The sequence below is a fragment of the Devosia sp. genome (genome assembly GCF_017744655.1).
Taxonomy (GTDB): domain Bacteria; phylum Pseudomonadota; class Alphaproteobacteria; order Rhizobiales; family Devosiaceae; genus Devosia.
Map to the genome: position 1 here is coordinate 1,177,999 of NZ_JAGIAW010000001.1, position 12,742 is coordinate 1,190,740.

7 protein-coding genes and 1 pseudogene are annotated in these 12,742 nt (G+C 61.4%); 1 reads left to right on the forward strand and 7 read right to left on the reverse strand.

Annotated elements, in window-relative coordinates:
- Window positions 1-266: 266 nt before the first annotated feature.
- Window positions 267-1,367: an NAD(P)-binding domain-containing protein gene (locus tag J7557_RS05935; RefSeq protein ID WP_291418223.1), complete on the forward strand. Its 1,101-nt coding sequence runs from the start codon at window positions 267-269 to the stop codon at window positions 1,365-1,367.
- On the opposite strand, the gene J7557_RS05940 is transcribed toward J7557_RS05935, so the two are convergent.
- The 7 genes and pseudogenes from J7557_RS05940 to J7557_RS05970 form a co-directional block, all read right to left on the reverse strand.
- Window positions 1,364-2,479, reverse strand: a complete 1,116-nt coding sequence (locus J7557_RS05940; protein WP_291418225.1) for a Gfo/Idh/MocA family oxidoreductase — start codon at window positions 2,477-2,479, stop codon at window positions 1,364-1,366. The two genes, J7557_RS05935 and J7557_RS05940, sit on opposite strands and share 4 nt — an antisense overlap.
- 150 nt (window positions 2,480-2,629) lie before the next feature.
- Complete coding sequence (locus J7557_RS05945; RefSeq protein ID WP_291418227.1) at window positions 2,630-3,412, reverse strand: ATP-binding cassette domain-containing protein; 783 nt, start codon at window positions 3,410-3,412, stop codon at window positions 2,630-2,632.
- Window positions 3,413-3,415: 3 nt separating this feature from the next.
- Complete coding sequence (locus tag J7557_RS05950) at window positions 3,416-4,540, reverse strand: ABC transporter permease (protein ID WP_291418228.1); 1,125 nt, start codon at window positions 4,538-4,540, stop codon at window positions 3,416-3,418.
- 79 nt (window positions 4,541-4,619) lie between these two features.
- Window positions 4,620-5,561, reverse strand: coding sequence for a sugar ABC transporter substrate-binding protein (locus J7557_RS05955; RefSeq protein WP_291418314.1), 942 nt, complete (start codon window positions 5,559-5,561; stop codon window positions 4,620-4,622).
- Between the two features lie 213 nt (window positions 5,562-5,774).
- Window positions 5,775-6,854: an esterase-like activity of phytase family protein gene (locus J7557_RS05960; protein WP_291418230.1), complete on the reverse strand. Its 1,080-nt coding sequence runs from the start codon at window positions 6,852-6,854 to the stop codon at window positions 5,775-5,777.
- 244 nt (window positions 6,855-7,098) lie between these two features.
- Window positions 7,099-11,283 (reverse strand): DNA-directed RNA polymerase subunit beta', encoded by a 4,185-nt coding sequence (gene rpoC / locus J7557_RS05965; protein WP_291418232.1) that lies wholly within the window; start codon window positions 11,281-11,283, stop codon window positions 7,099-7,101.
- A 79-nt stretch (window positions 11,284-11,362) separates the two neighbouring features.
- A pseudogene (locus J7557_RS05970) lies at window positions 11,363-12,742 on the reverse strand (DNA-directed RNA polymerase subunit beta); the annotation flags it as partial.

Genomic DNA, 12,742 nt, shown 5'->3' on the forward strand with positions numbered 1-12,742 from the left:
GACCGCTAAGGTAGGCGCTGTTTAGAACCGTTGACTCGCTCAGTCAAGGATTCTTTCGCGTAAAAATTCGCGGGAGAGCTATGCATTCCGGGAGGTTTGGCCCGTTTGGCGCTCCATTGGCGCAATGGACGGATTCGCCCGAAGGCGTTCGGCAAGGGTTAACAGAGTCTCATTTTGAATCATACATGGGAGCCCTGCCCGCTTCACCGACTTGCCACTCTCCATTGCTGCACCTAACTCTGGACCGCCTGCCGGAGTTCTCCCCCTTGACCGACCAAACACCACGCGCCGCCCTCAAACTCGACATCGTGGTGATCGGCGCGGGACAGGCGGGATTGAGTTCGGCGTATCATCTCAAGGCATTGGGTCTTGTGCCGCAGCGCGATTTTCTGGTGTTGGACCAGGCGTCGCAGGCAGGTGGGGCGTGGCAGTATCGTTGGCCGTCTCTCACTCTATCGACGGTCAATCGGGTGCATGACCTGCCGGGGATGGGCTTTGCCGAGTTTGCAGGAGGGGATGACAGCGTGCAGGCCTCGGTGGCCGTGCCGCACTATTTTGCTGCCTATGAGGAGCATTTTGGGCTGGGCGTGGTGCGGCCGACGCATGTGAGCGTGGTTTGCGACCGGGGTGAGCGGCTGCGAGTCGAGAGCGATCGCGGGCTGTTTTCGGCGCGCGGGATCATCAATGCGACCGGGACTTGGGAGAAGCCGTACATTCCGGACTATCCGGGGGCCGATGTTTTTGGCGGGCGGCAGTTGCATACGCGGGACTACAAGACGGCGGACGAGTTTGCCGGGAAGCATGTGCTTGTGGTGGGCGGCGGGATTTCGGCGGTGCAGTTGCTCGACGAGATTTCGAAGGTAACGCGGACCACCTGGGTGACGCGCACGCCGCCGCGCTGGCGTGACGGACCGTTCCGGGAAGAGGACGGACGCGCGGCAGTGGCGTTGGTTGAGGAACGGGTGCGGGCTGGCTTACCGCCGCGGGCCGTTGTGTCGGTGACGGGATTGCCGGTAACGCCGGCGATCGAGGCTATGCGGGAGCGCGGAGTGCTTGAGCGACGGCCGATGTTTACGGAGATCACACCCACTGGCGTGCGCTGGGAGGACGGGACGGCGATTGATGTCGATGTCATTCTCTGGTGCACCGGGTTCCGCAGCGCGCTCGATCATCTGGCGCCGTTGCAACTGCGCGAGGAGAGCGGCGGAATCGTCATGACCGGGCGGCTGGCGACGCAGGTGGCGAAAGACCCGCGGGTGCATCTGGTGGGCTACGGACCTTCGGCCTCGACGATTGGAGCGAACCGGGCCGGCAGTGCGGCGGCCCGGGAATTGACGGCGTTTCTGGGGCTAGAACGAAAGAGCTAAGCGAGGTCGATCCAGCGCTGTTCTTCATGGCTGCGGGCCATGGCGTGGACGGTGCGTTCGATCTGGAGCCCATTGGTGAAGTCGACCACCCTGCCCTTTTCGCCGGAAATCGTGCGTAGCAGTTCGTGGCATTCAATGACTTTCAAGTCATTGAAGCCAAGGCCGTGGCCGGGTGCGGGGATGAAGCGGTCATAGGGTTTGTGGGCGGGGGCGGCGATAATGGTCTGGTAGCCCTGGGCGGTTGCCGGACCGGCGGCGCGATAGAGCTGTAGCTCGTTCATCCGCTCCTGATCGTAGACGAGGCTCCCGGCGGAGCCGAAGATTTGCAGGGCAATGCGGCCCTTACGGCCCCAGGCGGAGCGATTGACCGAGAGGACGCCGCTGATCTCGCCGATTTCGAAGAGGACGCTGGCGATATCGAAGGTTTCGACGGCGCGGCGGCTGCCATTGGCGGTCGGGCGGTCGGGATAGGGTTTTGACTGGTGGGCGAAGACGCGGGTCGGGTTGCCGAGGAGGGTTTGGAGAAGGCTCAGCGGGTGGACGGCGAAGTCGTCGAGGGCGCCGTAGCCGGAGCTGGCTTCGCTCTTCCAATAGAACTGAGCCTCGGGATCGGCCATGAAATCCTCGTCCATTTCGACGCGGACGTGATTGACCGTACCAATGGCGCCGGAGGCGATGAGTTCGCCGATCTGCCGGACGAGCGGGTTCTGGATGTAGTTGTAGCCAAGGATGGCGACCTTGCCGCTGGCACGGGCGGCCGCTTCCATGCGCTGGGCTTCGGAGAAGCCGACGGCCATGGGCTTTTCGCACCAGACATGCTTGCCGGCTTCCAGAGCCGCGACGGCCATTTCGGCGTGGAAGGCGTTGGGGGTGGTGATGGAGACCACCTGCACTTCGGGATTGGCGATGAGATCGCGCCAATCGGCCGTGGCGCGCTCAAAGCCGAATTCTTCGGCGCGCTGACGGGCGAGATCGATATTGGCTTCGGCGAGGTGGACGAGGCGGGGACGCGGGCCGGAGCCGAAGACGGGTTTTACCGAGGTCCAGGCCAGGGCGTGGCACTTGCCCATATAGCCGGTGCCGATGAGGCCGACGCCGATGGTGTCTGTCATGATGTCCTCAAGATGATGACTGGGCGTTAGACCATTTCACTGTTTCCCTGAAACAGCGAAATGGTCGTAGTTTTTGTTTGTCGCGCTTTCGAACCGGAAAAGTGGTGTCCACTTTTCCTGAAAGCGCTCTAGAGACGCCCCGGTCGGTTGTCAGATGGTGCCGCCGAGGGAGCTGCTCAGTTCAGCGAGTTCGGCACCGCCGGCCATCATGTCCTGCAGCTCCTCGGGCTTGAGTTCGCCCTTGCGAGCGGTGCCGAGAGTTTTGCCGCGATTGAGGACAGTGAAGCGATCGCCCACAGCCATGGCGTGGCGGACATTGTGGGTGATGAAGATGATGCCGACGCCGGTTTTTCGCACGCGGTCGATGGTAGCGAGGACATTGGCAGTCTGGCGGACGCCGAGGGCGGAGGTTGGCTCATCGAGGATGAGGACCTTGGCACCAAAATAGACGGCGCGGGCGATGGCGACGGTTTGGCGTTCGCCGCCCGAGAGGGTACCGACGGCCTGGTCGGGTTCACGCAGGTTAATGCCCATGCGGCGCATCTCTTCGAGGGTGACCTGATTGGCCTTTTCCATGTCGAGGAACTGGAATGGGCCCCAGCCCTTTCGTGGTTCGCGGCCCATCCAGAAGTTTCGCGTGACCGACATGAGCGGGATCATCGCCAGGTCCTGGTAGACGGTAGCGACGCCTGCGGTCATGGCGTCGCGGGGATTGGCGAAGTTGACCTGCTGGCCGTTCATGCGGATTTCGCCCGAGGTCGGCTTGTGCACGCCGGCCATGGTCTTGATGAAGGTCGACTTGCCTGCGCCATTGTCGCCGAGGAGGCAGTGGCATTCGCCGGGCATGACGGAGACGGACACGCCGTTGAGGGCGATGACGGGGCCGAACTGCTTCTTGATGTCGATGAGTTCGATAAGGGGTGTATCGGCCATGGCTCAGCGCTCCCCCGTGATCAGGCGACGAATATAGGTATTGAGGATCACCGCGAAGAGCAGGATGACGCCGAGGAAGACGCGGAAGAGCGAGCTTTCGACGCCGGCGAAGAACAGGCCCTGTTGCACGACGCCGAAGATCAGGGCGCCGAGGGCGGCACCGACAACGGAGCCATAGCCGCCGGTGAGCAGCGCGCCGCCGATGACCACGGCGATGATGGCTTCGAACTCCTTGAGAAGGCCGCGGTCGGCGGCGGCGGAGCCGAACTCCATGACCTGGCAAGTGGCGAAGACTGTGGCGCAGAAGGCGGAGAAGACGAACATGGCGATCTTCACCCGATTGACCGGCACGCCGACATAGCGGGCGGCCTTGGCGTCGCCGCCGGCAGCATAGATCCAGTTACCGAAGCGGGTACGCGTAAGGAGAATGTGACCAAAGATGATGAGCGCGAGAGCCCAAACCATGAGCATGGGAATGCCATCGACCACCGGTTGCCCTGCCCTGTTGCCGGCCGTGAAGGTAGCGATCAGCCCCATGTCGGCGAGCCAGGTGAAGACGAAGCCCAAAATCTTGCCGCCAAAGAGTGGGGCGAGCCAATCGCCTTCGGCCGCTTCGCGGACGCCGCCGATGATGGTCTGGCGGGTGGTGGCGATGGAGAAGTAGATGGTGAGGCCGCGCAATATATAGAGCGAGGCCAGGGTGACGATGAAGGATGGCAGGCCGGTCTTGATGACGAGGTAGCCATTGGCCATGCCGATGAGCATGGCGACGATGAAGGCAGCGATGATGGCGGCCCACATGGGCCAGCCGAGATGCACGCTCAAAAGCGCGATGACGATGCCGGCAAAGCCGATCATCGAGCCGACGGAGAGGTCGAATTCACCGGCGATCATCAGGAGGCAGGCGCCGACTGCGATGATGACGAACTGGGCGGAGACGACGCCCCAGTTCATAATGCCATCGGCGGCGAACATGCCGGTGCCACCGGCAACGAGGGCGAAATAAACGAAGACCAGGACCGTTCCGGTCATGGCGCCCAATTCGGGGCGCACGAAAGCTCGGCGCAGGGCCGACTGGCGCTGAATGCGCTCGTCGGCGGCCGCCACGCCCGAAGGCTGCTCAACCATTTTCTTGACCTTGTGCTGAAGGGCGCGCGACGCGCCTTTGGCAAACGGGGCCACCGAAGCGGCCCCGTGCTCGGAGAGATCAGCGGTACTGACCGGCGTATTGCTCGACGAGACCGATATTGTCCTTGGTGATGAAGCCCGGGCCGGAATTGATCGAATTGCCCGGGACCACGCCATAGCGGGCCAGATTGGTCAGGACGACCACCGGCAGATAACCCTGCAGGAAGGGCTGCTGGTCGATGGCGAAGTTGATGGTGCCATCCTTGATTGCAGCGGCGATTTCGCTCGAAAGATCGAAAGTGCCGAAGAAGATGGCGCCGGCCTGGCCATTGGCGGCGAGCGCGGCGATGGTTGGATGGGCCGAGGTTGGGCCCAGGGTCAGGATACCGTTGGTATCGGGATTGGTCTGGAGATAGGCGGCGACCTTGGACTGGATTTCACCGGGGTCCTGACCGGCGTCGATCATCTGATTGCCAAGCTCGACGCCAAGCGCATCAGCGAAACCCTGGCAGCGTTCGACCGATGCGGGGTTGGTGATGTAGTGATTGACGCAGAGGAAGCTGGTGACGCCAGCGGCCTTGGCCTTTTCACCGGCACCGAAGCCGGCGTCGTATTCGGGCTGGCCGACATGAAGCAGCGCGCCGATCTCTTTGGACTGTTCCACCGTACCCGAATTGATGGTGATGACGGGAATGCCGCGCGCAACAGCATCGCCGAGCGGACCGGACAGAACGTCGAAGTCGGCGATGGTCGAGATGATGCCATCGGGATTGGACGCGGCCGCCTGCTCGATGATGCGAGCCATATCGGCAAGGTCGCCCGTCGGCGGATTGCGGTATTCGACGGTCACGCCCATCTGCTCGCCCGCCAAAGCGATGGCGTTCTTGATGGTGTTCCACCAGCTATCGGAATCGGGCGCGTGCGATACGAGCACAAACCGTTCGCCTTCGGCGGCGGCCGGGATGGCAACGGCCGGCAGTGCAATGGCAGCCAGCGCCAGGGCCGCCAGGCCCTTCGTCAGAATGTTCATCGATGTTCCTCCCTTGTGAACGACGATCACAAATGGCTTATACATTCCATTTTGGATCTATCACGAAACAAACATTCCATTTTTATCTGTCACGGTCAAGAGCGGACTTTTCGGGCAAAAGAATGGGGCCTTGGAGGCCCCCTCCCTGTGTTCAACAATGTTCGGCGGATGGTGCAGCTCACCTATCCGGTTGATGCGCAGCGATTATTCGATGGCTAGAACGATGAACTGAGTGAACTGGCCGATCGGATTGAAGTTGTTGTCCGACGCCACGACCAGAGTCTTCTTGCCATCAACCTCCGGGCCAAAGGTCACGGACTCGATATTGTCGATGTCGAGACCGAAGTCGCCTTCGGCGAGGGTGAAGGCCAGCTCCTTGGTCATGGGGACGGCATCGGCAGCAGCTTTTTCCTGGCCGTTGATGTCGGTGGCGCCGTTGAAGCTCGCAGTGAAGAAGTTGATCTGGTTGCCCACGCCTGAGGCGAAGGAGCGTTCAACGACGAGGAAGCGGCCGTCTTCCAGCATGAGGAATTCGGAGACACCGTTGTCGTTATAGATGCTGCCGATGGTGGCAGTCGGGGCGATGGCGATCGGGTTGGTTTCGTAGATGTATTCAGCGGTCGGCTGGCCCGAGGCGAGGTCAAAGGCAATGACGCGCGACGGCGATCCGGCTTCGAGAGTGGCCTTGGCGCCATCCTGCGCGAGGGCGTTTTCGGTGGCGGCGTAAAGGGTCTTGCCGTCGTTGGAGAGCGTCAGGGCTTCGAAAGCGAGGTTACCGTAGACGCCAACCGTGCCGTCTGCATTGGGGGAATAGTAGTCCGGCACGGCGAAGGCGCGAAGCATGGTGCCGTCGAGACGCGCTTCATAGACGCCGGGGCGGCCGGAGACGTCGCCTTCGCTCGACCAGAGAATGGTGCGGGTCGCCGGATTGAAGCGGATGGATTCGGGGTCGATGCCATTGTTGGGGAAGGCATTGCCTTCGAGGTCGCGGAGGGTGACGCGGCGGATGACGTCGACAGCGGACAGACCCTCAGCGTCGATCTTGAGACCGAGTTCGTAATAGCGGGCGGGAGCGCGCTGCGAGCGATCGTCGGAGATGGCGTAGAAGAGGCCGGAGCGCGCGTCATAGTCGAGGCCAGAGATGCCGCCGAATTCTTCGCCGGCGATGATGAGGCCAGTGGGCAGGGTGATCGAGCCGAGAAGGTCGACCTTCATGGTGCCTTCCTGAGCGAAGGCCGGCGTGGCGAGGACAATGGCAAGAGCGGCGAGAGTCTTGGGCAGCATGGAAAACCTCCGTCAGGCGATGATGGGGGTTTAGGCTCGGGGCGTGAAGGGGCGATTGCAGGAGGGTGAAGAGGGGATGACATCGGGGCACCCTGCCCTGCCTTGGCGATGCCCCACCTGTCGTCATCCTCGGGCCTGACCCGACGACACTTCACTTGCTGATGCGGCCGCGGATGACGGTTCGTGGGGCAAACAAAAAGGGGCCCTTTCGGGCCCCTTTTCAATTTCAATAGATCCGAAAACCTTACTCGGCAGCGGGTGCTGCGAGGCGGGTGGTTTCGGCCTGGCGGCGGCGTTCCTCGAGGATGAGGTCGTCGCGCTTGGCAGCGATGAGCTTGGCCTTGGTCTGACCGGCACCGGTACCGGCCGGGATGAGGCGGCCGACGATGACGTTTTCCTTGAGGCCTTCGAGAAGGTCGGCCTTGCCGGACACGGCAGCTTCGGTGAGCACGCGGGTGGTTTCCTGGAAGGAAGCCGCGGACACGAAGGAGCGGGTCTGGAGCGAAGCCTTGGTGATGCCGAGCAGAACCGGGTTAGCGGTTGCCGGCTTCTTGCCTTCGCTGATCAGCGCATCGTTGAGTTCATCGAAGTCGAGCTTGTCGAGCTGCTCGTCCTTGAGCAGGCCCGAGTCACCCGGCAGGACGATCTCGACCTTCTGCAGCATCTGGCGAACGATCACTTCGATGTGCTTGTCGTTAATCAACACGCCCTGGAGACGGTAGACTTCCTGGATTTCGTTGACGAGGTAGCGTGCCAGTTCCTCGACGCCCTTGATGGCAAGGATGTCATGCGGAGCGGGATTGCCGTCCAGGATGTATTCGCCCTTTTCGATGGTGTCGCCTTCCTGGAGATGGAACGGCTTGCCCTTCGGGATCAGGTATTCAACCGGATCAGCACCTTCCTCGGTCGGCTCGATGATGACGCGACGCTTGTTCTTGTAGTCGCGGCCGAAGCGGATGGTACCATCGATCTCGGCGATGATGGCGTGATCCTTCGGACGACGAGCTTCGAAGAGTTCGGCAACGCGCGGAAGACCGCCGGTGATGTCCTTGGTCTTTGCAGACTCGAGCGGGATACGCGCGAGGACGTCACCAGGAGCAACCTTTTCGCCCGGCTCGACGGCGATAACCGCGTCGACGGAGAGCAGGTAACGGGCATCGCCACCACGATCCACCTTGGCAACCGAACCGCCACGGGCAATCGCCAGTGCGGGCTTGAGGCCCTCACCACGCTGGTTGCCGCGCCAGTCGATGACAACGCGCTTGGTGAAGCCGGTGGCTTCGTCGGTGTTTTCCGCAACGGAAGCACCGTCGACCAGATCCTCGAACAGGACCTCGCCTTCGACTTCGGCCAGGATCGGACGGGTGTACGGGTCCCATTCGGCCAGACGCTGACCACGACGAACGGTGTCGCCGGCCTTGACGAGGAGCTTGGAGCCGTAGGTCACCTTGTGGGTGGCGCGTTCCTTGCCTTCGCCATCGAGGATGACGAGGGCAACGTTACGGGCCATGACGACCTGCTTGCCACCTTCGACAGTCGCGAGGTTCGGGTTGCGAACTTCGATCTTGCCTTCGGCACCGGCTTCGAGGAACGAGCTATCAACCACCTGGGCCGTACCACCGATGTGGAACGTGCGCATGGTGAGCTGAGTACCGGGTTCACCGATCGACTGAGCGGCGATAACGCCGACAGCTTCACCGATATTGACCGGGGTACCACGAGCAAGGTCACGACCGTAGCAAGCGGCGCAGCAGCCCTGGCGGAGATCGCAGGTCAGCGGCGAACGGATGCGGATCGACTGGATGCGCGCTTCTTCGATGATGTCGACATGCTTCTCTTCGAGCAGAGTGCCCTTTGGAGCGATCAGGTCGCCGGTCAGCGGGTGGAAGACGTCGTCTGCAGTCGTACGACCGAGAACGCGCTGGCCGAGCGAAGCCACGATCTGGCCAGCATCGACGATCGGTTCCATGGTCAGGCCGCGTTCGGTGCCGCAGTCATTCTCGATGATGATCGCGTCCTGAGCCACGTCGACGAGACGACGGGTCAGGTAGCCCGAGTTTGCAGTCTTCAGAGCGGTATCAGCCAGACCCTTACGGGCACCGTGGGTCGAGTTGAAGTACTCGAGAACGTTGAGGCCTTCCTTGAAGTTCGCGGTAATCGGCGTTTCGATGATCGAGCCGTCCGGCTTGGCCATGAGGCCGCGCATGCCGGCGAGCTGCTTCATCTGGGCCGGTGAACCACGAGCACCGGAGTGGCTCATCATGTAGACCGAGTTGATCGGCTTCTGACGACCGGTTTCCTTGTCGATCTGAACGGCAGCAATGCCCTTCATCATCTCTTCGGCGATCTTGTCACCGCACTTGGCCCAGGCGTCGACGACCTTGTTGTACTTTTCGCCCTGAGTGATCAGGCCGTCATTGTACTGCTGCTCGAATTCCTCGACCAGCTTACGGGTGTCTTCCACAATCGTGTACTTCGACTGCGGGATAACCATGTCGTCCTTGCCGAACGAAATGCCGGCGTCGCAGGCGTTCTTGAAGCCGAGCTGCATGACACGGTCACAGAAAATGACCGTCTCCTTCTGACCGCAACCGCGATACACGGTGTCGATCATCTTGGAGATCATCTTCTTGGTCATCAGCTGGTTCGCCGTAGCGAAGGGCACAGCCGGATTCTTGGGCAGAATCTGACCGATCAGCATACGGCCCGGAGTCGTGTCGACGATCTGGGTGATCTGCTTGCCGTTTTCGTCCCAGGCGGGAACGCGAGCTTTGATCTTGGTGTGGAGCGTGACGACCTTGTTGTCGAGCGCGTGTTCGAGTTCGGCATAGGAACCGAACGACATGCCCTCGCCCGGCTCACCCTCTGCCACGATCGACAGGTAGTAGAGACCGAGAACAATGTCCTGGCTCGGCACGATGATCGGCTGACCGTTCGCGGGATGCAGGATGTTGTTGGTCGACATCATGAGCACGCGGGCTTCAAGCTGGGCTTCCAGCGAGAGCGGAACGTGCACAGCCATCTGGTCGCCGTCGAAGTCGGCGTTGAAAGCGGAGCAGACGAGCGGGTGCAGACGGATTGCCTTGCCTTCGATCAGGATCGGTTCGAAGGCCTGGATGCCAAGACGGTGCAGCGTGGGCGCGCGGTTCAGCAGAACCGGGTGCTCGCGGATGACTTCGTCGAGGATATCCCAGACTTCGGGCTTTTCCTTTTCAACGAGCTTCTTGGCCTGCTTGACGGTCGAAGAGAGACCCTTGGCTTCGAGACGCGAGTAGATGAACGGCTTGAAGAGCTCGAGCGCCATCTTCTTGGGAAGACCGCACTGGTGCAGCTTCAGGTACGGGCCCACGGTGATGACCGAACGGCCCGAATAGTCGACGCGCTTGCCGAGCAGGTTCTGACGGAAGCGGCCCTGCTTGCCCTTGAGCATGTCGGACAGCGACTTCAGCGGACGCTTGTTCGCACCGGTGATGGTGCGGCCACGGCGGCCGTTGTCGAACAGCGCGTCCACAGCTTCCTGCAGCATGCGCTTTTCGTTGCGGATGATGATGTCCGGGGCACGGAGCTCGATCAGGCGCTTCAGGCGGTTGTTACGGTTGATCACACGACGGTAGAGGTCGTTGAGATCGGACGTAGCGAAGCGGCCGCCGTCCAGCGGGACGAGCGGGCGGAGTTCGGGCGGGATGACCGGGATGATGGTCATGATCATCCATTCTGGCTTGTTGCCCGAAACGATGAACTGCTCGACGATCTTGAGGCGCTTGGCCAGCTTCTTGGGCTTCAGCTCGGTGGTCGACTCGGCGATCTCGACGCGGAGGTCCGCAGCGATCTTTTCGAGGTCGAGGTTGAGCAGGATGTCGCGAATGGCTTCAGCGCCGATCTTGGCGGTGAAGCTGTCGGCACCATACTCGTCCTGCGCATCCAGATACTGCTCTTCCGTAAGAAGCTCGTTCTGGGTGAACGGGGTGAGGCCAGCATCGAGAACGACATAGTTCTCGAAGTAGAGGATGCGCTCGATATCCTTGAGGGTCATGTCGAGCAGCAGCGCGATGCGGCTCGGCAGCGACTTCAGGAACCAGATGTGGGCAACGGGAGCTGCCAGTTCGATGTGGCCCATGCGCTCGCGACGGACGCGAGACAGGGTGACTTCAACACCGCACTTTTCGCAGATGACGCCCTTGAACTTCATGCGCTTGTACTTGCCGCACAGACACTCGTAGTCCTTCACGGGGCCAAAGATACGCGCGCAAAACAGACCGTCACGCTCGGGCTTGAACGTACGGTAGTTGATGGTCTCGGGCTTCTTGATCTCGCCATAGGACCAGGAAAGGATCTTTTCCGGCGAGGCGATGGAGATCTTCATCTGATCGAAGGTCTGCACCGGGACGGCCGGGTTGAACGGGTCCATGACGTGGGAATGATGGTTCATCAATTCTCTCCTCTATCCGCCCCGACCGCAGCCAAGCTGACGGTCGGGTTGGAAGGTGAATGGGGGTGGAAGTGCCGGATTATTCCGCCGCTTCCTGAGGAGGTGCGAGCTCCGGCTGGTTGGGGTCTTCCACTTCGCGCATGTCGAGTTCGACATTGAGACCGAGCGAACGGATTTCCTTGACCAGAACGTTGAAGCTCTCGGGGATGCCCGCTTCGAAGGTATCGTCGCCACGGACGATCGCTTCGTAGACCTTGGTACGACCAGCCACGTCGTCCGACTTGATGGTGAGCATTTCCTGGAGCGTATAGGCGGCGCCATACGCTTCGAGGGCCCACACTTCCATCTCGCCGAAACGCTGACCGCCGAACTGCGCCTTGCCACCGAGCGGCTGCTGGGTAACGAGCGAGTAAGGACCGATCGAACGCGCGTGGATCTTGTTGTCCACGAGGTGGTCGAGCTTGAGCATATAGATGTAGCCAACCGTCACCTGACGATCGAACTGCTCACCGGTACGACCGTCATAGACGGTCGACTGACCAGAAGCCTTGAGGCCTGCCTTTTCGAGCATGACCACAATGTCGGCTTCCTTGGCGCCGTCGAAGACCGGAGTCGCAATCGGGACACCCTTGGAAAGGTGTTCGCCGAGACGAACCAAGCCGTCGTCGTCAAGATCGGTGATGGCGGTGTCGCCAGCAAACAGCTCCTGCACTTCCGAACGCAGCGGCTTCAGATCGCCATTGCGCTGATAGGCACGAACCATCTGGTCGATCTTCTTGCCCATGCCGGCGCAGGCCCAACCCAGGTGGGTTTCAAGGATCTGACCGACATTCATGCGCGAGGGCACGCCGAGCGGGTTCAACACGATATCCACCGAAGTGCCGTCTTCGAGGTACGGCATGTCTTCGACGGGCACGATGCGGGAAACCACACCCTTGTTACCGTGACGGCCGGCCATCTTGTCGCCCGGCTGGATCTTGCGCTTGGTTGCGATGAAGACCTTGACCATCTTCATCACGCCCGGCGGAAGTTCGTCACCGCGCTGGAGCTTGTCGACCTTGTCGATGAAGCGCTGTTCGAGCAGACGACGGCTTTCTTCATACTGAGCATGGAGGGCTTCCATCTCGGTCATGACCTTGTCGTCTTCAACAGCGAACTGCCACCACTTGGAGCGGGGCTGCGCTTCGAAGATGGAGTCGTTGAGCTTGGTGCCGACGACATAGCCCTTCGGGCCAGCAGTCGCAGCCTTGCCGAACAGCATTTCCTTGAGACGCGCATAGACGTTACGGTCGAGGATCGACTGTTCGTCGTCACGGTCCTTGGCGAGGCGTTCGATTTCTTCGCGCTCGATGGCCATGGCGCGCTCGTCCTTGTCGATGCCGTGGCGGTTGAACACGCGCACTTCAACGACAGTACCAGCATCGCCCGGCGGAACGCGGAGCGAGGTATCACGAACGTC

Coding starts and splice junctions, on each gene's coding strand:
- J7557_RS05940 (WP_291418225.1), bottom strand. CDS start 2,479: ATGACAGACACCATCGGCGTCGGCCTCATCGGCACCGGCTATATGGGC.
- J7557_RS05945 (WP_291418227.1), bottom strand. CDS start 3,412: ATGGCCGATACACCCCTTATCGAACTCATCGACATCAAGAAGCAGTTC.
- J7557_RS05950 (WP_291418228.1), bottom strand. CDS start 4,540: ATGGTTGAGCAGCCTTCGGGCGTGGCGGCCGCCGACGAGCGCATTCAG.
- J7557_RS05960 (WP_291418230.1), bottom strand. CDS start 6,854: ATGCTGCCCAAGACTCTCGCCGCTCTTGCCATTGTCCTCGCCACGCCG.
- rpoC (WP_291418232.1), bottom strand. CDS start 11,283: ATGAACCATCATTCCCACGTCATGGACCCGTTCAACCCGGCCGTCCCG.